20 protein-coding genes and 1 tRNA gene are annotated in these 22064 nt (G+C 63.5%); 10 read left to right on the forward strand and 11 right to left on the reverse strand.

The features are described from left to right. The first annotated feature begins 3 nt into the window (after nt 1–3). Entirely contained in the window at nt 4–804 is an 801-nt protein-coding gene (locus ACSU1G_RS03795; protein WP_439278555.1) for an SGNH/GDSL hydrolase family protein, read from the forward strand. Between the two features lie 16 nt (nt 805–820). Beyond that, nucleotides 821–893 (forward strand) — tRNA-Arg (locus ACSU1G_RS03800). A 146-nt stretch (nt 894–1039) separates the two neighbouring features. Here the strand turns inward: ACSU1G_RS03800 and ACSU1G_RS03805 are convergent. Beyond that, complete coding sequence (locus ACSU1G_RS03805) at nt 1040–1636, reverse strand: hypothetical protein (RefSeq protein ID WP_439278556.1); 597 nt, start codon at nt 1634–1636, stop codon at nt 1040–1042. A gap of 118 nt (nt 1637–1754) precedes the next feature. Between ACSU1G_RS03805 and ACSU1G_RS03810 the strand changes: the two genes are divergently transcribed. The 4 genes from ACSU1G_RS03810 to ACSU1G_RS03825 all read left to right on the forward strand — a co-directional run bounded on the left by ACSU1G_RS03810 (nt 1755) and on the right by ACSU1G_RS03825 (nt 8338). Continuing rightward, nucleotides 1755–3917 carry a DEAD/DEAH box helicase gene (locus ACSU1G_RS03810; RefSeq protein WP_439278557.1) on the forward strand — a complete coding sequence of 721 codons (2163 nt, stop codon included), beginning with the start codon at nt 1755–1757 and terminating at the stop codon, nt 3915–3917. A gap of 110 nt (nt 3918–4027) precedes the next feature. Further along, nucleotides 4028–5149, forward strand: coding sequence for a MerR family transcriptional regulator (locus ACSU1G_RS03815; RefSeq protein ID WP_439278558.1), 1122 nt, complete (start codon nt 4028–4030; stop codon nt 5147–5149). Nucleotides 5150–5160: 11 nt separating this feature from the next. Beyond that, nucleotides 5161–6357: an MFS transporter gene (locus ACSU1G_RS03820; protein ID WP_439278559.1), complete on the forward strand. Its 1197-nt coding sequence runs from the start codon at nt 5161–5163 to the stop codon at nt 6355–6357. A 172-nt stretch (nt 6358–6529) separates the two neighbouring features. Further along, nucleotides 6530–8338, forward strand: a complete 1809-nt coding sequence (locus ACSU1G_RS03825) for an oleate hydratase (RefSeq protein ID WP_439278560.1) — start codon at nt 6530–6532, stop codon at nt 8336–8338. Nucleotides 8339–8434: 96 nt separating this feature from the next. On the opposite strand, the gene ACSU1G_RS03830 is transcribed toward ACSU1G_RS03825, so the two are convergent. From ACSU1G_RS03830 to ACSU1G_RS03840, 3 genes are all read right to left on the reverse strand, one after another. After that, nucleotides 8435–9328: an LLM class flavin-dependent oxidoreductase gene (locus ACSU1G_RS03830; protein WP_439278561.1), complete on the reverse strand. Its 894-nt coding sequence runs from the start codon at nt 9326–9328 to the stop codon at nt 8435–8437. Then, nucleotides 9325–11592, reverse strand: coding sequence for an LLM class flavin-dependent oxidoreductase (locus ACSU1G_RS03835; protein WP_439278562.1), 2268 nt, complete (start codon nt 11590–11592; stop codon nt 9325–9327). Before ACSU1G_RS03835 ends, ACSU1G_RS03830 begins: the two co-directional genes overlap by 4 nt. A gap of 279 nt (nt 11593–11871) precedes the next feature. After that, the gene (locus ACSU1G_RS03840; protein ID WP_439278563.1) at nt 11872–12960 is read right to left on the reverse strand and encodes a hypothetical protein; all 1089 of its coding nucleotides are present in this window, start codon (nt 12958–12960) and stop codon (nt 11872–11874) included. 184 nt (nt 12961–13144) lie between these two features. Here ACSU1G_RS03840 and ACSU1G_RS03845 point away from each other — a divergent pair, with 184 nt between their 5' ends. Beyond that, nucleotides 13145–13756, forward strand: coding sequence for a Pr6Pr family membrane protein (locus tag ACSU1G_RS03845; RefSeq protein WP_439278564.1), 612 nt, complete (start codon nt 13145–13147; stop codon nt 13754–13756). An 11-nt stretch (nt 13757–13767) separates the two neighbouring features. On the opposite strand, the gene ACSU1G_RS03850 is transcribed toward ACSU1G_RS03845, so the two are convergent. After that, entirely contained in the window at nt 13768–14715 is a 948-nt protein-coding gene (locus tag ACSU1G_RS03850; protein ID WP_439278565.1) for a LysR family transcriptional regulator, read from the reverse strand. 72 nt (nt 14716–14787) lie between these two features. Here ACSU1G_RS03850 and ACSU1G_RS03855 point away from each other — a divergent pair, with 72 nt between their 5' ends. Both ACSU1G_RS03855 and thrC read left to right on the forward strand, forming a co-directional pair. Then, nucleotides 14788–15732: a DMT family transporter gene (locus ACSU1G_RS03855; protein ID WP_439278566.1), complete on the forward strand. Its 945-nt coding sequence runs from the start codon at nt 14788–14790 to the stop codon at nt 15730–15732. Nucleotides 15733–15805: 73 nt separating this feature from the next. Further along, the gene (gene thrC / locus ACSU1G_RS03860) at nt 15806–17230 is read left to right on the forward strand and encodes a threonine synthase (RefSeq protein WP_439278567.1); all 1425 of its coding nucleotides are present in this window, start codon (nt 15806–15808) and stop codon (nt 17228–17230) included. Nucleotides 17231–17255: 25 nt separating this feature from the next. Here the strand turns inward: thrC and ACSU1G_RS03865 are convergent, their stop codons facing one another. Then, entirely contained in the window at nt 17256–17843 is a 588-nt protein-coding gene (locus tag ACSU1G_RS03865) for a hypothetical protein (protein WP_439278568.1), read from the reverse strand. After that, nucleotides 17840–18418: a helix-turn-helix domain-containing protein gene (locus ACSU1G_RS03870; protein WP_439278569.1), complete on the reverse strand. Its 579-nt coding sequence runs from the start codon at nt 18416–18418 to the stop codon at nt 17840–17842. Before ACSU1G_RS03870 ends, ACSU1G_RS03865 begins: the two co-directional genes overlap by 4 nt. Nucleotides 18419–18512: 94 nt before the next feature. Between ACSU1G_RS03870 and ACSU1G_RS03875 the strand changes: the two genes are divergently transcribed. Next, on the forward strand, nt 18513–19145 hold the full coding sequence (locus ACSU1G_RS03875; RefSeq protein ID WP_439278570.1) for a GyrI-like domain-containing protein: 633 nt from the start codon (nt 18513–18515) through the stop codon (nt 19143–19145). Here ACSU1G_RS03875 and ACSU1G_RS03880 read toward each other — a convergent pair. From ACSU1G_RS03880 to ACSU1G_RS03895, 4 genes are all read right to left on the reverse strand, one after another. Beyond that, the gene (locus ACSU1G_RS03880; protein ID WP_439278690.1) at nt 19138–19530 is read right to left on the reverse strand and encodes a DUF1304 domain-containing protein; all 393 of its coding nucleotides are present in this window, start codon (nt 19528–19530) and stop codon (nt 19138–19140) included. The two genes, ACSU1G_RS03875 and ACSU1G_RS03880, sit on opposite strands and share 8 nt — an antisense overlap. 30 nt (nt 19531–19560) lie before the next feature. Next, nucleotides 19561–20439 (reverse strand): CPBP family intramembrane glutamic endopeptidase, encoded by an 879-nt coding sequence (locus tag ACSU1G_RS03885; RefSeq protein ID WP_439278571.1) that lies wholly within the window; start codon nt 20437–20439, stop codon nt 19561–19563. Beyond that, the gene (trmB, locus tag ACSU1G_RS03890) at nt 20436–21101 is read right to left on the reverse strand and encodes a tRNA (guanosine(46)-N7)-methyltransferase TrmB (RefSeq protein WP_439278572.1); all 666 of its coding nucleotides are present in this window, start codon (nt 21099–21101) and stop codon (nt 20436–20438) included. The genes ACSU1G_RS03885 and trmB overlap by 4 nt, the downstream gene beginning before the upstream one ends. 76 nt (nt 21102–21177) lie before the next feature. Then, nucleotides 21178–22011, reverse strand: coding sequence for a DUF3097 domain-containing protein (locus ACSU1G_RS03895; RefSeq protein WP_439278573.1), 834 nt, complete (start codon nt 22009–22011; stop codon nt 21178–21180). Nucleotides 22012–22064: the final 53 nt, after the last annotated feature.

The following is a 22064-nucleotide window of genomic DNA, read 5'->3' on the forward strand; positions in this document are numbered from 1 at the left end:
GCCATGGCTCTGGGGACGACGCGGCGCAGGGCGCGCGCAGCAGCGCTGGTCGTCGTGCTTGTCACGGCTGTATCTGCCGTCGCACTGGGCGTCTGGCGGCCGTGGATTCCCGGCCCGATCGATGTGCCGGTCCTCGCGTCTGAAGAGGTTGTCGCCATCGCCCCGGTGCCGCTCACGCTGCCGGAGCATCCGGATGTTCTGGTCTTCGGCGACTCGTGGACATACGGCTCCGCCGCGAGTGCGCCGACTCTCGGCTACGCCTACCTCCTCGCAAACTTGCTGGACGGCACCACGACCGTAGATGGCGTGCGCGGCAGCGGGTATCTGAAGCCGGGGTGGGATGGTCCGGACTTCGGCCAGCGCATCGCGGCACTCGACCTGACGCTCGACGCAGACCTCGTGATCATTCAGGGTTCGATCAACGACCGCGAGCAAGGCGCGGAGGGATATCGCGAGGCGGTGACCGCCGCGTGGGATGCTCTGGCGGCCACGTATCCGGATGCCGCAATCGTGGTTCTCGGTCCTGCACCGCACGAACTGCCGGTCGGCGTCGGTACTGCTCGGATCGATCGGGATCTCTCCGCCCTCGCCGCCGCGCGCGGCTGGTGGTACATCTCCCCCGTGCAGGAGGAATGGATCACCGATAAGAACTACCTCGACGTGATTGACGTGGGGCTGGGCAACAAGCATCCATCCACGGATGGCCACCACTATCTCGCGGAGAAGGTGGCGGCTGCGCTGGCCGAGATGGCCGCAGCTCCCGTGACCGAGGCCGGCGGTGCGGAGCCCGACGTAGACCAGTGATATTGTCGATCAGTACGCCTCCGTAGCTCAGTGGATAGAGCGCCGGTTTCCGGTACCGTAGGTCGCTGGTTCGATTCCAGTCGGGGGCACACTGTTTGGCCCGGTCTCTTCGGAGGCCGGGCCTTTGTTGTTTTCGGGCGGGTCATCCTCGTCGGTCCATCCGATGCGGGATGAAAAACACGGCCAGAATTCGGATCGCAGCCGTGTTTTCCTTCCCGCGTGAGCGCGGCGACGATCAGCTGACAGTGCCCAGCGCCACGCGATAGCGGGCGCTGTCTTCACGCGTCGCATCCGTCACGAGAAGAGCGTTCGCAGTGATCCTGCGCGTGAACTCGCCCTCGCACGGGATCGTGACGATCTTGGTCACTCCTGTGCGCCACGCCGCAATGAGATCGGTCAGATCTCGCCGTTCAGGGCTGTTCTCTAGCTTCTTCCGCACGCTGGCCATGTGTGCGTCGATCCCCCGTTGCACCCAGGTGTCGTAGGAAGAAGTGTCGAAAGCCTCGCCGCCGAATTCTTCTTGCCAGGTCGGGCCGATGATCCTGCGAAGCAGTTCGGTGCGCTGCGCAGATCCGTCCGCGGTGCGCTGCAAGTCTTCGAAGAGTCCGTGATCGACCTCGGCACCAGTGTGCGCCGCGACGGCGTTCCACACACGGGGCCACGCCTCTTCCCATTCGGCGCGCACTTCAGCACTAATAACGGCGTCCACAACCGCCGGGGTGTCCACCAACAGTGGCGGCAGGTCATCCCCGTGAGGCTGCAGTTCATACGCTTCCCGCAGCCAGAGCAAATCCAGGAGATCAGTCGGTCGATCATCAATCGTGAATGTCATGTCATGCGGCCACGGATTGCCCGGTATCGGTTCAGTTGATCGCATACTGCTTCCGCCCTCATCCATGCTCGCTGACGCGCAGTCAGGAGCCATCCAGCGTACGCGTAGGCTGAGCCGCATGGCCTATCGCCGGACAGATTCGACGGAATTCGATCTGCGTCGTCGCCTCCCCCTGTGGGCGTCACGGATGCTGGGATTCGCCGGATCTACATCGTTACGTCGCGCACCGGCGGACGAAGAACTGCTCTCGAAGATCAGTGACGCAGTCGCCCGCGGCCTCGGCTACGCGCCATTCGAGGAACAGCTCACCGCGGCATCCGCATTGCACAGCGGCCTTGCCGTCGAGATGGACACCGGCGAAGGCAAGACTCTCGCCGGCGCAATGGCCGCCGCGATGTTCGCGCTCGAGGGTCGGCATGTTCACGTGCTCTCGGTCAATGACTACCTGGCGCGGCGGGATGCCGAGTGGATGCGGCCGATGTTCCACCTGCTCGGTCTGGAAGTCTCATCGGTCGGACAGTCCGCAAACGCTGAAGAGCGACGCGCGGCGTATCGTGCGGACGTCGTCTACGCGTCATTCTCCGAACTCGGATACGACGTACTACGTGACCGTCAGGTGGAGGACCCCAACGATCGCGTGGATCCGCAGTTCGACGTTGGCATCGTTGACGAAGCGGATGCCGTGATGATCGACGAGGGCATGACACCACTGGTACTGGCCGGGTCCGACGAAGCGGCGGGTGAGACGCTGATCGAGGCCACCGAGCTCGTGTCGCACCTGCAGCGAGGCATCCATTTCGAGACCGACGCGGATCGTTCAACCGTCTCGCTCACTGATGCAGGTATCGACCTCGTCGAGCAGCATGCCGGCGGTGTGAACCTCTTCGACGAAGAGCACAGCGACCTGCTCACCCGGGTGAATCTCGCCCTGCACGCGCAGGAACTCGTCCAGCGCGACGTCGATTACCTCGTTTCAGCCGACGGCATCCGTCTGATCAACACGGCGCGGGGTCGCATCGCGCAGTTGCAGCGTTGGCCGGACGGCCTGCACGCCGCTGTTGAAGCGAAAGAGAAACTGCCGATCACACCGCCGGGGATCCTCCTCGACCAGATCACCGTGCAGGATCTGTTGCTGCGGTATCAATCACTCGCCGGAATGAGCGGCACTATCCTGCCCGTCGCCGAGGAGCTGAAGGAGTTCTATCAGCTCGATTCCGGTCGCATCGAACGGCACCGGCCGAGCATCCGGCAGGATCTGTCCGCGCGCGTGTTCGTGACCGAAGAAGAAAAGACTGCGGCCGTCGTGGTTGAGATTCTGCGCCGGCACGGCGAGGGGCAACCCGTGCTCGTCGGAACCCAGAGCGTTTCAGAGTCCGAGGCACCCGCCGCACGGTTGCCGCAATCGCTCGGGGTACGCGTGCTGAATGCGCGCAACGATACTCAGGAGGCGTCGATCATCGCTCGGGCGGGCGAATACGGAGCGGTGACGATCTCGACGCAGATGTCCGGTCGCGGAACAGACATCCGACTCGGCGGGGCAGACGAGCGTGATCGCGAGCGAGTCGTGGAAACCGGTGGCCTGGCAGTGATCTCAACCGCACTGTATCCGTCGGCTCGGCTCGATCTGCAGTTGCGCGGGCGCGCCGGCCGGCAAGGGGATCCAGGGACGACCGTGCTCTTTTCGGCTCTGGAGGACGAGCTTGTGCAGGCGAACGCCACCGAGGGCGCGCTACGTCGCATCGAACGAGGCTCGACTGACGCTCCCACACGAGAACGAATCGCAAAGCAGGCACAGACGATCGCAGAGTCGGTGCGATTGGATCGGCATCGCAGCACATGGCAGTACACCCGCGCGATCAGCAAGCAGCGCGAGAAGGTGCTGCGTGTGCGTGAGGAGGCGTTGGCCGAATCTGATCACACACGCCGACTTGTGACTCTTTTCTCGCTTGATGAGCAGTGGCAACAGCATCTGTCGCTGCTCAGTGAGATTCGCGACGGCATTCACCTGCGCAAGCTCGCGGGACAGAATCCGGTCGACGAATTCCACCGCATCGTGCTTCGCGAATTCGACGGATTCTTCGCGGCAGTGGACGAGGCTGTGCGCGATCGGATGCAGCAGGTCGGTGACGGAGCGGATCCTCTCACCGAACTCGGGCTCCGTAGACCGTCCGCAACGTGGACGTACATGCTGCGAGACGACCCGATCGATGACGCGATGGGCCGTGCCGCCAGTGCGATTCGTCGTCGGGTGCGTGGGGTGATTGACGGTGGTGCGCGTTGAGGCATTCGGCGCACGAGCCCGGAAGCTCAGGGATTCCCTCACCACCGCAGATCGATGGCGGCGGCACAACCTCTTGACCTTCATCCGGGGTGAACGTCGATCATGGGTCTATGACGCAGTTTCGCGAGTCTGACGGCCTCCAACGGCGAGTGAGCGCAGAGCCACCACTTCAGACGATCAGCACATTCGCACGAGCGGTCGGGCTGAGCGCGAGTGCTCTGCGCCAGTACGCAGACAGCGGGCTGCTCTCACCTGCCGACGTCGAAGAGCGCACCGGGTATCGGTACTACGCGCTCGATCAGCAGCAGCGTGCGATCTGGATTCGCCGTCTGCGGGACGCCGGGCTTCGCTTGGAACGCATCAGGGCCGTGTTCGAGAACGATGCGGCGAGCGCCGACTCGATACTGGATGAGTGGCTTGCCGAGGCACATGAGCGAGCCGAATCAGCCGGAGCTCTGGTCGATGATCTGAAGCTCAGCCTGCGAGCGCAGGCGGACACGAACCCCACGCGTCGCACGACAGTCCGATTCGATGGGATGGTGCTCGCATCCGCGATCAGGCAGGTGATGCCTGCCAGCCTGGATGCCGGAGATGAAAGCGGCCTCGACGGTGTACTCCTTGAGGTCGAACCGGCCGCTGTAGCGATCGTGGCAACTGATCGGTACATCCTGCTGACGCGAACAAATCTCCCCGCTGTCATCGACGGCCCGTCCGTCCGGGTGCGTATCTCGCCGTCGACGGTAGTGGAATGGGTCCGAACCCGGCAAGAGGTCGACCTCATCATCGACGTGCCGGCCGGGCGAGACCCTCACACAATCAGCGAGCTCGGCCGATTCCGCGACCTACAGGGCGAGGAGCTCGTCCTGAGCGCGAAGCCCGACCGCTTCCCCAGCGTGCACCGGGTTCTCGCCACAGACCCCTTGTCTGCGACCCGGGCAATTTTCCAACGGGATGATGTTCTGCGCCTTGCCGAGCAGTCTGAGGATCAAAGTGTGCTCCTCGCCGCCGAGAGCGGATGCGCGAGACTCTCCTCCGGCGCTTTGACGGTGTCGGGATATGCGGTCGACTCACTCCCCTCCCTTGAGATCTCTACGCACGCGTTGAGACGCATCGTTGAAGCGGTCCTCGGCCACGAACTCACGTGTGATGTACGCGGACAAGATCGGGCTCTGGTGTGGCGCTCCCCCGCCCAGCCGGACTTCGCTGCTCTGGTGATGCCGCGTCGCGCATGAGGCCACACAGGATGCCGAGAGGGTTCAACGCCTGGGTTGCGGCAACAGTCGGCTCGGAACTCGGTGCCAGTGTCCTCGCATTCGCGTTGACATGGACAGCATCCGGATACGGCCCACACGTCGCATCCGCGGTTCTCACGCTGACAGTGGCTCCCTCGGTGCTTCTGGGACTTCTCGGCGGCGCGGTCGCTGACAGGTTCGGAGCACGCCTCGTCATGATCTTCGGCACGATCGGAATGCTGGTCATCAGCGCATGCCTCGCCATTGCAGTCACGTTCTGGGGTGCTCCGCCCGCTCTGTTGGTGATCACGGCCGCACTGATCGGCACGGTCGCCGCTTTCCATCGCCCGGCAGCGGGTGTCTTCCCGCGGCTCTTCGTCACAGACGATGCTCTCGGGGCAGCCATGGCGCGCGTGGGCATGGCGAGCCAACTCGCGCGGACGCTCGCACCACCCCTTGGCGGGCTGCTCATCGGCATCATCGCGTTGAGCGGTATCGCTCTACTCGACGTCCTGGCAGGTGTTGTGATGCTGGCGACGCTCCTGCTGATCCGCCCACCTCGGGAACAGAAGCCGGAGTCAGCAACCGTCACGCTTCGCGGGATCATCGCGGGCATCACAACTGCCAGAGCCACCCATGGCGCGCCGGCGCTGCTGATATGCGTGGCGATCGTCGCTGGCGCAGTGATCCCGTCGGTTCTGCTCGGAATTCCCCTTGCCGCCCGCGAGCGAGGATGGTCGGCGTCCGAGGCAGGACTGATTGAAGCAGGCTGGATCGCCGGCGGTCTCATCTGCGGCGCATGGTTCTCATGGCGAGGCACAGCATCCAAGGCGTGGCGGCCTATGGCGGCAGGCCCGCTGGTCGTCGCCGCCGGTCTCGGACTCGTCGCGATCGCATCGAGTTGGATCGTTGCGGCGGCCGGCACAACACTGGTCGGGGTAGGAGTCGTGGTCTTCACCGCTCATGTCTTCCCGACATACATCCTGCTCGCACCGCCGTCGATGCTCTCACGGTTCCAAAGCTTGCTGATATTCGCGCAACTGGCCCCGCAACTCATCGTGAATCCCTTGATCGGTGTCTTCGTCGCGGCCACCGGCACAGCGCCGATGATCGCGGCGTCAGGATTGATCGCCATGGGCGCCTCGCTCGTGGTCGTCACGGACAAGACGCTGCGAGCGTTCCGCGTGGACGCAACACTGATGAAGTGATGCGACCCTCTGTGCCGGGTGCTTGCGGGGTGTCAAGAGGATGAAGCGAAGGGTGATCTATGGGAGATCTTCCCCACTTGCTCTGGCCTTCCTTTTAGCCTGAGCGCATCGGGGGTGAACTGTCCCTCGTGGGCGCCAGCCCGCTGGTACAACGAATGGGATGTGAATCACCATGCATTACAGCAGTGGAAACTACGAAGCATTTGCGCGGCCCCGCAAGCCTGAAGGCGTCGATGACAAGACGGCCTGGTTGGTCGGTGCGGGACTCGGAAGCATGGCAGCCGCGATCTTTATGATCCGTGACGGCCATATGCAGGGCGACAAGATCACGCTCCTCGAAGAGCTCCGCCTTCCCGGAGGAGCTCTCGATGGCATCAAGTACCCCGAGAAGGGCTTTGTGATCCGAGGTGGCCGTGAGCTGGAAGACCATATGGAATGCCTCTGGGATCTCCTGCGGTCTGTGCCGTCTCTCGAGATCGACGGCGCCAGCGTGCTCGACGAGTTCTACTGGCTGAACAAAGATGACCCGAACTTCACCAAGCGGCGGGTGACTGAGAAACAGGGCCAGGATGCTGGAACCAACTTCAAGTTCGGATTGAGCTCGAAGGCGCAGAAGGAAGTCGTGAACGTGTTCCTCGCCACCCGCGCTGACATGGAAGACAAGCGCATCGACGAGGTCTTCAGCGAAGAGTTTCTTGGCAGCAATTTCTGGTTGTACTGGCGCACGATGTTCGCTTTCGAGGAATGGCACTCCGCGCTGGAGATAAAGCTGTATCTGCACCGTTTCGTGCACCAGCTCGGTGGATTCCCCGATATGTCCGCCTTGAAGTTCACGAAGTACAACCAGTACGAGTCTTTCGTGCTCCCCATGTACAAGTGGCTCCTAGAGCGAGGCGTTACTTTCCAATTCGCCACCACGGTAACCGATGTCCAGTTCGAGTTCCGCGACGGCATCAAGCAGGCGACTCGAATCGATTGGGTACGGGAGGGAACCCCTGGTGGCGTCGATCTCAGCGCCAACGATCTGGCTCTGATCACGATCGGATCGCTCACCGAGAACTCTGACAACGGCGACCACAAAACTGCTGCCGCGCTTAAGACCGGCCCTGCCCCCGCGTGGGATCTCTGGAAGAAGATCGCCGCGAAGGCGCCGGACTTCGGCCGGCCGGAGGTCTTCACTAGCGACATCGACAAGACGAAATGGGAGTCTGCGACCGTCACGACTCTGGATGCACGCATCCCGGCATACATCGAGAAAATCACGGAACGCGACCCGTTCTCCGGAAAGGTCGTCACCGGTGGCATCGTCACGGCGCGCGACTCGCCCTGGCTCATGAGCTGGACGGTCAACCGACAGCCGCACTTCAAGGCGCAGAAACCCAATGAGATCGTGGTGTGGGTCTATGGTCTCTTCGTCGAGGTACCGGGGGCGTACGTCAAGAAGGCTCTGCAGGACTGCACGGGAGAGGAGATCACACAGGAATGGCTGTACCAGATGGGCGTTCCCGTCGAGGACATTCCTGAGCTGGCCGCGACTGGCGCCAAGACCGTACCGGTGATGATGCCGTACGTGACCTCGTTCTTCATGCCTCGCAAGGCGGGAGACCGTCCGGCCGTCGTGCCCGAAGGAAGCGTCAACTTCGCGTTCATCGGTCAGTTCGCCGAGACCACGCGGGATTGCATCTTCACCACTGAGTACTCGGTGCGCACAGCCATGGAGGCGACGTACGAGCTGCTGGGCGTTGAGCGCGGGGTCCCTGAGGTGTACAACTCGACCTACGATCTTCGGTTCTTGCTGCACGCCACGAAGATCCTTGCCGACGGCGCAGAGCTGCAGATCCCTGGAGGTCAGTTTGTTGAGCGTCATCTCGTGAACAAGTTCGACAAGACGGAGATTGGCCAACTGCTGACCGACTTCGGCCTCGTTCCTGAAGTCGGGAGCACCCACGCACACGCCCGCCAGGACGATGCGATCGCATAGCCGCTGACGACAGCGTTCGAGAACGCGCGCAAGGCGCCGTCGGTACTGACGGAGCCTTGCGCGTGTGGGTGTGCCGCAGCGCTGCGCAGCAGTCGCTCAGCGCTCCGCTGCGATGAGTTCCCGCGCCGCCGGCGCAACCTCAGCGGCAAAGTATTCAATGACGTTCGCATCATCGGTCGCGAGGATGAATCCGGTGATCCCGTAGTCGTGAGTGAGGCCAGCGGCCTGCTCCGCCCAGTCCCTCGGCGGCCCAACGAACAGGCCACGACCGGATGCCGAGAACTGGCCCGAAATGTTCAGCAGCCGACGCACCGCGCGCGGATCACGACCGGCACGCTCGGCGCCCTCGTCGATGTACTTGTTCATCTCGGTCAGGTCCGAGGGCCCACCCTGCATGTACGACAGTGAGGGGAGCCACCCGTCCCCCGCGCGGCCGGTGAGGCGCAGCATCCGCGGTTTGTATGCACCGATCCACACGCCGATGTCGTGAGCGGGAGCCGGCCCGCGCTTGGCTCCGGCGACCTGATAGAACTCGCCGTCGACCCGGAGAGTTGCGCGCTCGTCCGCATCCCAGATGCCTCGGATGATCTGGATCGCCTCGTCCAGCGCCTGCACGCCCTGACCGGGAGTGAGCCGGCGTCCACCCATCGCCTCGATCGCATCCCAGAACGAGCCGGAGCCGATACCCAGCTCAAACCGTCCGCCGCTGAGCAGATCGAGGCTCGCGGCGCTACGAGCAAGGACCGCCGGCTGCCGCAGAGGCAGGTTGAGCACGTTTCCGCTCACCCGGATGCGCTCGGTGCGGGCTGCGACGTACGACAACAGCGTCCAGGTGTCATGGAACCTCGGCTGGTACGGGTGATCTTGGAACGTGACGAGATCGAGTCCCGCCCGCTCCGCGACAACCGCCAGATCCACGGCGTGCATGACCGGCTGGTTGGTCGGTGTGATGAAGACCCCAAACAGCGGGTCGTGGCCGTAATCCGTCATGATGCGCTCCATATCTCGGTATCGACGACGTTGAAGTTGTCATTGAACAGGTTGTTGGGGTCGTACTCGGCTTTCAGACGACGAAGCCGAGCGAGTGTTCGCGGCGGGAAGGCGTCTTCAATGCGCGCCGGATCCTGATCGGTTTCGAAGCTCAAATAAAGCCCGTCGAAGTGCGGATACAGCTCCGCCCAGTGCGCATTCAGCCGTTCCTGCCGCGAGGCGAAGGCCACGACGGAGAAGTTCGCCGACCTGTGGGCATACGCCGTGGCATCCGGATCAACGTCAGAAACCGCACCACCGACGGAACGCACCTGGAAGAAGTGAGTCGCCCCGCTGTGGATGAGCCGCGAGGCCGATCGGGCGAACTCCGGCGTAATGTGCTCGAGAAAGCCCGAGCGGGAAACGGGCTCGCCCTGACCTTGATTGCTCTGCCCGGCCGCGTTGGAGATGACCGCCCGGTAGGTCGTCAGCTGCACCGACTGCTGGTGCAGGAGCGAGATATCAGCGAATGGCTGCAGCCGCTGCACGATCACTTCCGGATCAGCGGAGTCGACCATCGTCATCACCGTTGCGATCGCCGGCTCATCGGGGCGCGGGGCGCCGAGAATGAGGAAGCTCGTCGTGTCTCGAGGTGCGGCCTCGACCGTGGCTCCCCATTTCTGCAGGAAATCCGCGGTGTCGCCGGCATCCATCACGAACTGGGCCCACCCGACTTCGGCAACCTCGTCGACCTCGAACTCGAATGCCGTGACGATGCCGAAGTTCGCGCCGGCGCCGCGGACGGCCCAGAACAGGTCCTCGTTCTCGGTGTCACTTGCTCTCGCTACCGTGCCGTCCGCCAATACGATCTCCACCGCGCGCAGATGGTCGATGGTGAGTCCGTGCTCGCGCCCGAGGAACCCGATGCCGCCTGTCGTGGCGAGCCCGCCGACGCCCACTCCCCCGTAATCTCCGGAGCTCAGCGCCCAGCCATGCTCGGACAGTGCGGCAGCGACATCCATCCATCGTGCGCCGGGTTCGATCCGCACGATTCGCGCCTCAACGTCGAGCACCTCGATTGTGTTCAGCCGAGACAGGTCGATGACGATGCCGTCACGGTTCGTCGAGCGCCCGCTGATCCCGTGTCCGCCGCTGCGGATTCCGAGCGGCAGATCAGGATGCTTCCGCGCAAAGCCGATGGCGTCGACAACCCCTGCGGTGTGGCGCGGCTGGATCACAAGTCCGGGTGCGCCTCCTCGCAAGTAGGTCGAACGCACCGTCCCATAGCCCACGTCGCCGGGCTCGATCACGTGATCGGCAATGCTCGCTGGAACCGCCTCGTACGCGATGCCGGGGGCACGGCGAGCACGCACGGATGCGCGCCGCATTTTGCCGCCGGTGAGGTCGCCTGGTAGCGCGAGATCGGCCGCGGCGCGAAGACCGGGGATCACCTCCTCGGCGAACTGCCGCATCGTCGCCGCGTCATCCGTTTCGAGGATGAACGTGCCCACGCCCTCGTCGACAACGAACGGCAGCAGCTCTTCGATCCACTGGTTGCTGGGGCCGACGAGGAACCCCGTTCGCGAGGATCGGAAGTCGCCGGAGATGTTCACCAGCCGACGGATCTCGCGGGGGTTCCGCCCCGCCTGCCTCGCCGCTTCGTCGATTGCCTGGTTCGCTGCCGCGAACTGGCCGGGGATCATGTCGGCAGCTGAAGACAGCCAGCCATCGGACTCGCGGCCGATCAGCCGCAGCATCGACTGATCCAGACCGGCGAGCCAGATCGGCACCTCATGTGCCGGCTCCGGGCCGCGAGGCGTGCCCTCGACCCGGTAGTAGTCACCGGAATATCGCAGGTTTCCCTGTTCGGAAGACCACATGTTGCGGATGATCTCGATCACTTCTTCGACGGCGGCGGTCTCGGTCCCCAGGAAAGCGGGATCGTGTGTTCCGCGCGCATCCCACGCCGTGCCCGAGCCCAGCGCCAAGGTAAATCGACCTCCCGAAAGCAGATCGAGGCTTGCAGCGGCGCGGGCAGCCACCGCAGGGGTCTGAGCCAGCATGCTCATAACGCTCGAGCCGACGCGGATGCGTTCGGTGCGGCCTGCGATCCACGACATGAGCGTCCACGGGTCAAGGAGCTCAGACTGGTCGTGGTCCTCACGCACCGTGACGATGTCGTAGCCGTACCGCTCGCTCAAAACGGCAAGTTCAACCGCCTCACCTGAGAATGCAGAAACCGGGGTGATCAGCGTGCCGAACTCCAGCGGATGACCATAGTTCATGAGAAACGCACCTCGTACGAGACGATGTGCATCAGATCGATAGGCATGTATTCAGTTTCTTCAGAGGGTGGCAACTTCGCGGGCTTACACGACGTCCGGCTATTGACTTCAACAGTTCCGGCCCTCGCGTATTCCATGTCCGCGCATGCTCTACCGTGAACCGGATCTCCGAATACCTCGGGCCACGCAGTCAGCGGTCAGAACGCAACCGTGGGGTGATACGCCCACACAGATGAAGGCGATGCACTCGGTTCGATGTGCATCGCCTTCATCATGCGATCAGTTGGTCGCGCGGCGGCGGGCCAGCAGCACAGCGGCAGCACCAGCACCGAGCAGGAGCACCGCAGCACCTCCGGCAATCGTGGCGAAGCCGGCATCCCCGCCTGTCGCAGCCAGGGACTGTGCAGGGGGAACAACGACTGGCGGCTCGACGACGGGTGGGACGACAACAGGCGGATCCACAACCGGAGGAACGACAATCGGCGGATCCACGACCGGCGGGACAACAACCGGCGGGACAACGACCGGCGGCACAACAACCGGCGGGACAACAACCGGCGGGACAACAACCGGAGGGACAACAACCGGAGGGACGACAACCGGCGGATCCACAACCGGTGGATCCACAACCGGAGGAACGACAACCGGCGGATCCACAACCGGCGGGACAACAACCGGCGGATCCACAACCGGCGGCACAACAACCGGCGGCACAACCGGAATCTCAACCTCGCTGGTGCAGGTGTCGGTCACGAGGAACGATGCTGTATCGACGACCCAGGTGGTCATATCCGGGTTCCCAAAGCCGATGTATCCACGGGCTTCTTCGGCACCAACCCGCTCGGAGTAGGAAAGGGTCACCACACCGGATTGAGGATTGCGCTCGCCCGTTGTCGGCAAGTCCACCCAGACACGGGCGCGATCGATTTCAAGTTCACTCTCTTCGTCGGAGACCACGCCGTCGCCACTGTGGTTCACGCCGCCTTCGGCCACAGAGACGAACTCAAACGGCTCCCCTGTACCGATGCCGCCGGCGAGCGAGATCCAGCGCTGCTCGACCAGCGGGTATTCGTCGAGCGTGTAACCGAATGAGAAGCTCTCTACGACTCGAACACAGCCCTCGGGTGCCTCTGCCGACATCGCAAAGGTGTTATGGGTGAAGGTGCCGTCGTATTTCGTGGCTTCCAGCGGGAAATCAACGATGCCGCCTTCTGTGAAGTAGTTGCTGTCCCCCCACACGTCATAGTCAAAGGGAATGGCAGCGGCGACGTCTGCTGGCACGCTGTGAGTTGTGATGGTGGTCACTGTCTCGGTTGCGGCGGATGCTGGAGCGACGCTGAAGAGCGTCAGGGCTGCAGCAGCGGCCACCCCGGGAAGTACAGTTTTGTGCACGGTGAATTCCTTCAGGTAGTAGGCGGCACCAAAACCTTAGGGTGACTGCATACTCCGGTGCAGGGGACCTAGGTCCCCAAAGCGCCCTCGCCCTGCCCCATTCCACCGGCGTCGCGCGATGCGTTCCGCGACACGACAGCGCGTCGGATACGTTCGACGGATGACCTCAGCGCAGATCGTGGGAATCACTCGCATCGCAGGTGCGACGACGGTCCTGGGCGTCCTGGGCTACGCGTATGCGCTGCGCATCGCCGACGGCGACAGCAACCCGTTCGACTACTTCGGGTACTTCACGAATCAGACCACGCTGCTCACCTGCGTCATCCTGATCGCAACCGGAGCATTGGCGCTCGCCCGGCAACGCGTCCCCGAATGGCTCATCCACGTCAGAGCGATCGCGGTGACCTGCCTCATCATCGTCGGTGTGATTTACAACGTGTTGGTGCCGGGCACGGGCTCGGCCCCGCCGTGGGTGAGCTTCGTCTTGCACATCCTCTTCCCGATCGCCGTCCTGCTTGATTGGATGCTCATCCGTGACCGCCCGTCGATGGCCTGGCGCCGCCTGTGGATCGTGCTCCCCTACCCGGTGATCTGGTTGATCGTCGTGATCGTGCGCGGCGTCACCGACGGGTGGGTTCCGTACGGCTTCCTGCTGCCAGAGCGGGGTGCTCTCTCACTCTGGCTCCACATCGCCGGCCTGCTGTTCGCACTGCTCGCCGCGGGCGGCGTCGTCTGGACCACGAGCCGAATGCGAGCCGTCGCCGTTCAGTGATCTGTCGTCGATCAGTGACGTGGTGAGTCGAACTGCCGTTCGGCAAGTAGCCGCGTTTCTTCCGCAATCTTGACGAATCGATCGATCACGATGCGCGTGCTCGCTCTCGCCTGCGCTTCCGGGCGGGTGAGGATGTCAATGTGCCGCCCCATGGCCAGCCCTTCGATCGGGCGAAGCACCACCTGCTCTCGAAAATGTGAGATGAGGCCGGTATAGCGAGGTAACAACCCGACGGCGCGCGTCTCGGCGATGATCGACGCAACCAGATTGAACTCGTTCACCCGATGAGTGATCCGGATTGGGGCGCCCGCACTCGCCGCCTGCGCCTGCACGATGAGCGGTTCGAGCGCATACCCCTCGTGTGCTGCCACCCAGGTTTCTTCCGCGAGATCCGACAGGCGCACAGTCTTGCGCTTTGCGAGCGGATGCTCACGATGAAGCGCCACGTCGATCGGCTCCTGCAACACAGGCGTGACGTGCACGCGCTTCGCGGGCCACGGCTCTGCCGTCCAAGGTCGGTGAGCGATCACGACATCGTGCTCGCTGACCAGGTCGACGAATTTCTCGACCGACACGTCTTCGTCCCGACATCGCACCATCGGCCCCTCTGGGTCAGCGAGGCTACTCACGATCAATGAGGGAAACCATGCCAAGCCCGCACTGTGGAAGGCGGTGACCGAAACGAGCTCCTGGCGCGCCGCGAGATAGTCGGCGACGGAATTCTCCGCGCGCGCCAATGACTCCAGCACCTCGCCGCCTGCATCCGCAAGTCGCTCACCCGCAGGAGTGAGCACCAGCACTCGTCCTCGCTGCTCTGTGAGCGCGATCGGGACTCCCCTCTGCAACGCGGCGAGCTGCTGCGACACCGCAGACGGAGACAGGTGCAGGGCCGCGGCCACTGCGGTGACCGATCCCCTGTCTCTGAGCTCGCGTAGCGTTCGGAGGTGATGCACTTCCATGAAGCTGACCTTACGGGATGCGGAAGATAGTGCCCGTTGTTCTGCATGAACCGCGCTCAGTACCGTGACACAGTGACCCTCGCATCCTCGCCTCTTCGCCGTCTGCTCCCCGACGCAGTACTCCTGTTCGTGGCGATTCTCTGGGGAGGCAGCTATCTCGCGACGCAAGACCTGGCGATGGCCTCATCGGCGGCCGCGGTGATGTGCGCGCGCTTTGTACCCTCGGCTGTGATCTTGCTCTCGCTGAGCCTCGCTCGCCCGCGCACGACGCTCCGGGAATCCGCTCTTCCCGGCATTCTGCTCGGATCTCTGCGTGCAGCAACCATCGCGCTGGAGACGATCGGCGTCACGCTCACGAGTGCGACGAACGCGGGCCTCATCATCGCGCTGTCCATCCTCCTGATCCCGATACTCGAATCCGCGCTCACGCGGAGGCGCCTTTCTCCGGCGCTGATCGGGAGCATCCTGCTCGCACTCGCGGGTATCGCGCTCCTCGTGAGCGGGAACGGATTCGTCGCCTTCAACCTCGGAGACGGACTCATCCTCATCGCTGCGGCAACGCGGGCACTGCTCGGCGTGGCCGAAGCACGGTTCACGATGGGTAGGGATGCCGACGTGCTGGGGTTGACGACGGTCGAGATCACCTTCGGCGCGATCATCTTCGCCATTTGGGGCGGAAGTTCTCTGATGGAGCACATGCCGGACTTCACCGCGACGAACTGGCTCGTAGTGGCCTACCTCGTCCTGGGCTGCACGATTGTTGCGTTCCTCGGACAGCTGTGGGCCACCAAGCAGACCTCTGCCTCGCGTGCTGGCATGCTTCTGGGCACGGAACCCGGATGGGCGCTCTTGGCGGGAGTGCTCATCGCCGGAGACCGGATCGGGCCACTCGGGTATGCGGGTGCAGCCATACTTCTCTTCGCGACGTGGTGGGGAGCTCGCGCCGAACGTCGCTGGCGCGCAGAGGGCATTGGATCCCCCAGAGAAGACTCGCCAGTACCGGAGAACGCGACGTAACCTCACCAGCCCACGCTCTACGATAGAAGCGACGTCCTGGTATCCATCCCCCAGCACAATCGAGGTTCGAGACTTGCAGTACATCTCTACACGCGGCGGCACTCTCGGGCAGTTCTGCGATGTCCTTCTTGAAGGGCTCGCCCCCAACGGCGGCCTGGCTGTTCCCGAGCGACTGCCCCAGCTCAGCACCGATGACCTTGAACGGCTGCGGCTGCTGACATACCCACAGCTCGCGACCGCGATCATCGGGCTATTCGCCACCGACATTCCTCGCGAGGACCTCGCTCGGCTCTGCGAGTCGGCGTACGGCGGCGGCAAGTTCGCAGCCGAAGAGATCGTCCCACTCAGCGACATCGGCGAGGGCATGACCCTCGTCGGTTTGTCAGAGGGTCCGACCCTCGCGTTCAAGGACATGGCAATGCAGTTCCTCGGCGAGGCGCTGGAGCACGTCCTCGAAAAGAGCGACCGCGTGCTGAACATTCTCGGCGCGACCTCGGGTGACACCGGCTCTGCCGCAGAGCATGCCCTGCGCGGACGCGAACGAGTCTCGGTCTTCATGCTCTCCCCGCAGGGGCGCATGAGCGCGTTCCAGCGCGCGCAGATGTACTCGCTGCAGGACGAGAACGTACACAACATCGCGGTCGAGGGCGTCTTCGACGACTGCCAGAACCTCGTCAAGCGCCTCTCGACCGACCTCGAATTCAAGCGCGCGCACAGCCTAGGCGCAGTCAACTCGATCAACTTTGGCCGCATCTCTGCCCAGATCGCCTACTACGTGTGGGCGTGGCTGCGCGTCACGGATACTCTGCCGGAGGCCGAGCGCGCCGGCTTCAAGGTGTCCTTTGCGGTGCCGTCGGGCAACTTCGGGAACATCCTCTCCGGCCACTACGCCAAGAGCATGGGCATCCCCATCCGCAAGCTCGTGCTCGCCTCGAACGAGAACAACGTGCTCGACGAGTTCTTCCGCACCGGCCACTACCGCCCGCGCAACGCAGAGAACACCCTTGCGACCTCGAGCCCTTCGATGGATGTCTCCCGCGCCTCGAACCTGGAGCGTTTCGTCTTCGATCTGCTCGGGCGCGACCCGGAGCGCACCGCAGCCGCCTGGCACGAGCTCGAAGAGCGCGACGAGATCAACCTCTCCGCCGAGCTGCACCGCTTCGAGTCCGAGTTCGGGATCGTCAGCGGCACCAGCACACACGATGACCGCCTCGCGACGATCCGTGAGTTCTCCGAGAACAATGGGGTCATCCTCGATCCGCACACCGCCGACGGCGCCAAGGTCGCCCGCGACCACGTCGAACCCGGCGTGCCGATGCTCGTGCTCGAGACGGCGAAGCCCGCCAAGTTCGCGGAACTCATCACAGAGGCGCTCGGCACCACGATCGAACCGGATGCGGAGACGCGCGCACTCCTCGATGCTCCGCAGCGCGTGGTGGAGATGGCCCACGACGAGCAGCAGTTGCGCGCTTTCATCTCCGAGCGCGCGCTCGGCTGAGCGTGCAGGTTTGCCGGGATCCTGGCTACCGAATCCGGATGAGCGGGGGCTCTGGCGGCGTGAATGACGCGGGGGCGTTCCGGATAATCTGCTCGATCAAGTCGAACGTGCGAGGCGTCAGTTCGTCGCCCGGGTAGAACTCGCCGTACAGTCGCTCCACCTGGTCGGCGTCCCGAAGACCAAGCGTCCGGATCAGCACCGCAAGATCGAAGGCTTCGCGCTGTCCGCGGCGCTGAGCCGCGAACACCTTCATCGCCAGTAAAGTCTCAGCGGAAGCCACCTCGATGCGAATTCCGTCGTCATCGAGAATCGTGATCCACTCGGATGCACGGCCCATTCCACTGGGTAGGAAGTGCATTGCGGCGTCGTTCAGCCAGTCGTCGCGCAACCCGCGCGCCTCAGCCACACGATTCGACGCGCGACGAATCGCCCCGCGAGGCTCGAGAACGCCATCCACATCCACCGTCGATTCTCGATCGCCCGTGAGCATCAATGCCATCGCCGCACCTCCGACGATCTGAAGATGAGCGGTCTCGTGGTCGCGATGCAGTTCCGACGCCAACTCGGAGAGCACATCGATAATGTCGACCCGCGAGAGTGTGACGCGATTCATACTCCAGCCAGTTCCGCAGCGCCCACATGCACTCCACGACGCCGCAGAGGTTCTGGGACGTCGTGAACTTCCAGTGCGATCGGGAACTTCACTCGTCGCGGTTGCCAGTCTTCGTCGGGCGTACCCAGGCAATCCTTCACCCACTGAGGCAACGGAGCAGACCCCTGCACGAGCTTCCATTCCACGACGCCAGCGATCGCGGCATCCCAATGCGGAGTGATCCGAAGCGGAGCTTCAATCGCGATCAGCACCCTTTCGAATGGGCCGAGACCGTCGAAAATGTTGGAGAGCTCTAGGAGCGCACGATAGGCGTGGGGTTCGTCGTCTCGCTCAAGCGCATCCGAGATTGCTTCTGCGACGTCCGCTACCGCAACGTGACCGGTCGGCCACGACAACGGCACCACGCGAAGCCCGAACGACGCAGCGAGTCGTTCCACTGTGGTGGCGGTCGGATCGCGCAATCCATTCTCGATCAACGACAAGCTACTCGGCGTCACGACGGCTCGGATCGATGCTTGGCGCAGACTCACGCCCTCGCGTTCGCGAGCCCGCCGCAACGACAATCCGATACGCATACTCAACCCATTCGTTCGGAACCAATATGTTACCTAATACGATAACACTGGTTCTGCAGCAGCAACAGCACCCATCAAATGGCACAATGCACAAATGGCATCCAAGGCCGACTTCAAAACGACGATCGACACATACCGTGCCCGTAAGGGCCGCTTCGACGTCGTCGATGTTCCTGAGCTCAGCTACCTCATGATCGACGGGCATGGCGATCCGAACACGTCACCGGAATTCACCACGGCCGTCGAGGCGCTCTACCCGGTCGCTTACGCGCTGAAGTTCGCCAGCAAGAACACGCTCGACCGTGACTACACCGTCATGCCCTTGGAAGGGCTGTGGTGGGCGGACGATCACGCCGCGTTCACGGCGTCCCGCGACAAGTCGAAGTGGGACTGGACGCTGATGATCATGCAGCCCGACTGGATCGATCATGAGATGTTCGCAGATGCCGTAGCCAAGGCCGCTGCCAAGAAGGCGGAAGCACGCTTTCATGAAGTGCGCTTTGGGTCATTCACCGAAGGAGCCTGCGTGCAGACTCTGCACGTCGGCGCCTTCGACGACGAAGGCCCGGTCCTCGCCGAAATGCACGACGGGTTCATCCCGCAACACGGGTTGCAGATGACCGGCAAGCATCACGAGATTTACTTCAGTGATCCACGCAAGGGCGATCCGGCGAAGCGCCGCACACTTCTGCGCCAGCCCGTCCAGCCCGTCACACCGCTCAGCTGATCGCGACCGCCACAGCGGTCACGATGATCGCGAGCAACGGGATCCCGCCCTGCATCGCTGCCGACTTCGCCTGCTTCGGGTTGGAGAGCACGAGCACGAGCGCGGCCGCAGCCATCATCCCGGTGCCGGCGAAGACCAGAGTCAAGCCCACCGTGGCCAGCCCGGACAGCAGCAGCGCGATACCGAGCAGCACCGTGAGCGCCAGGAAGAGATTGTAGAAGCCCTGGTTGAACGCCAGGGGCTTCGTGGTCTCGGCATCCGCTTCGCTGGCGACGCCGAAGATTTTGCGCGTTTCGGGCTCGGTCCATCTCAGCGACTCAAGGGCGAAGATGAAGACGTGGAATGCGGCAGCCGCCGCTGCGAGGACCAGACCGATGATGAGCATTTTCTGATTGTCCACCATGCCGGGCGCCTTTCAGACCAGGAAGATCGGCAGCATTCCTGGATTGTGCGCGTGCACCAGCACCGCGAAAACCACCGCGTCGAACAGCAGGTGCACCGTGACGACGTAGGCAAGCGAGTGCGTCCGCAGGAAGATGTAGCCCTGCAACAGTGCGAACGGGATCGTCAGCAGCGGCCCCCACTCGCGGTAGCCGAGTTCCCACAGGAACGATACGAACACGATCGTCTGCAGCACATTCGCGAGAGCAGCCGGAAAATGTCTGCGCAGCAGCGCGAATACCGTGCAAATGAAGAACAGCTCGTCCCAGATGCCCACCGCACCGACCCCGACGAACAGGCGCGCAATCAGCTCAGGAGAGTCGACGACCGGCCAATTCTGGTAGACGCCGCTGCTGATGAAATAGAACGGCAGGATCAACCAGCCGAGCACCAGCACCGCGATCAGCCATCCCCACTGCAGCTTTCCCCATCGTTTGTGGGTTCGCCACGGGAAGCTGATCGCACGCTCACGGAACACGAATCGCGAAATCAGGTACGGCACGACCACGGCGCCACCGAGCGCAAGCGTGAACCGCAGCATCGCCATATTGTCGAGTTCAGCCGCCAGTGGGATGACGCTGACGATCAGCATGCCGATCGCGATCAGCGAGAGGTCGCGCGTGAGTGAAGGGGATGCTGAAATATCCCGCGCGGTGTCCAGACTCGATCCGATCCGTACTGTCGGTCGCTGCGCCGGCCAGCGCCGTTCGACCACCCAGGCCGTGCCGATTCCGACCGCTAGCAGCACCCAGCCCAGCCAGGCCCACTGTGCAACGAAGAACGCGGGAGCGGCGAGGCACACCAGTGCCGCGGGGACGAGTCCCGGCCCCCACCCTGTCGAGGCGCGCGTCATGCCCGAGGCTTCCGGCGGTAGACGAGGTCGCGGATGTCGCGCCCCTTGTCGATTCCCTTGCGTTCGAAAGAAGTCATCACACGTCCGTCGAAACGCTCCGCCCAGTCGCCTTCGAACGCGCGCTCGAACTGCGGCTCGGCATCCAGTACCTGGCGCATCTGGCGCGCGTAGTCCTCCCAGTCGGTGGCGAGCCGGAGCAGCCCACCGTCTTTGAGCGCGCGGGCAGCGGTCGCACCGAAACCTTCGCGGATCAGCCGACGCTTGTTATGGCGTGACTTGTGCCATGGGTCGGAGAAGAAGATCCAGACCTCCTCGGCACTGCCCTCCGGGAGGTAGGTTGCCAGGACCTCTGGCGCATTCGCCTCGACGAGTCGGAGGTTTCGCGCCCCCGCCTTGTCTGCATCGAGCATGGTGCGCGCAATTCCCGCACGGAACACCTCAACAGCCAGGAAGTCATCGTCAGGACGAGAGGATGCCGCCGAGATGATCGCGTGTCCCTGACCCGAACCGATCTCGACGATCAGCCGGGCTTCGCGGCCGTACGTCGCGGCAGGATCCATCCGCGCATCCGGGTGAACGCTCGTCTCGGCGTCTCCACGCGGGACGTCGATAAAGTACTGCGGCGCAAGCTCGGTGAACGCACGCTCCTGAGCCTCAGACATCCGCCCACTCCGGCGAACGAAGGAGACCGGTTCATCACGGAAAGTGCGGGGATCATGCATACCTCAAGGGTATCTGTCAGTCAGCGGTCACGAAGTCGATGAGTTCTTCGACCCGACCCAGCAGCGTCGGCTCCAGATCGCGGTAAGAATTCACCTTGCTGAGGATGAACTGCCACGCACGACCAGTGTCACCTTGGGTCTCGTACGGCCAGCCGAATGCTTTGCAGATCCCGGTCTTCCAGTCTGTGCCCCGCGGAATCTCGGGCCAGCGGGTGATCCCGAGCGTCTTCGGTGTGACGCACTGCCAGACATCGATGAACGGATGCCCGACGATCTTCAGGTGCCGACCGTGCGGCCCACGCATGATGGCATCCGCGATCCGCGATTCCTTGGAACCTGGCACGAGATGGTCCACCAGAACCCCATAACGCCGCGTGGCATTCGGCGGCTCGCTCGCCAGCAGTTCCTCGAGCTTGTCCAGCCCCTGAAGAAACTCGACAGCGACGCCCTCGACCCGCAGGTCGGCGCCCCAGACTTTCTCGACGAGTTCAGCGTCATGTTTGCCTTCTACCAGGATGCGGCTAGGCAGTGCGATACGTGCACGCTGGTCAGCAACGGCCACCGAGCCGGAAGCCGTGCGTTTTGTCGCCTGCTTGGCCGGAGCCGGCGGGATCAGACGCACGGGTTTACCGTCGATCATGAACCCGCCTCCGAGCGGGAAAAGTCGCTTGCGGCCATGGAAGTCCTCAAGTTCGACGGTGCCGCCCTGCACGCGCGTGACAGCACCGCAGAATCCGTCTACAGCGACTTCCACCACCAGTTCACGCTCGGCCTCCACGGTCGCCACGTGCACGGCGCCGCGCTCCCGCCACCCCGCACCGAGCACATCCGAGCCATACATGTCGTCCATGCCTTCCAGCGTATGTGTCTGCGCTGATGGCGAACGAAGTTCACGCGTTGGAT

This window comes from Microbacterium sp. A93 (assembly GCF_051842835.1).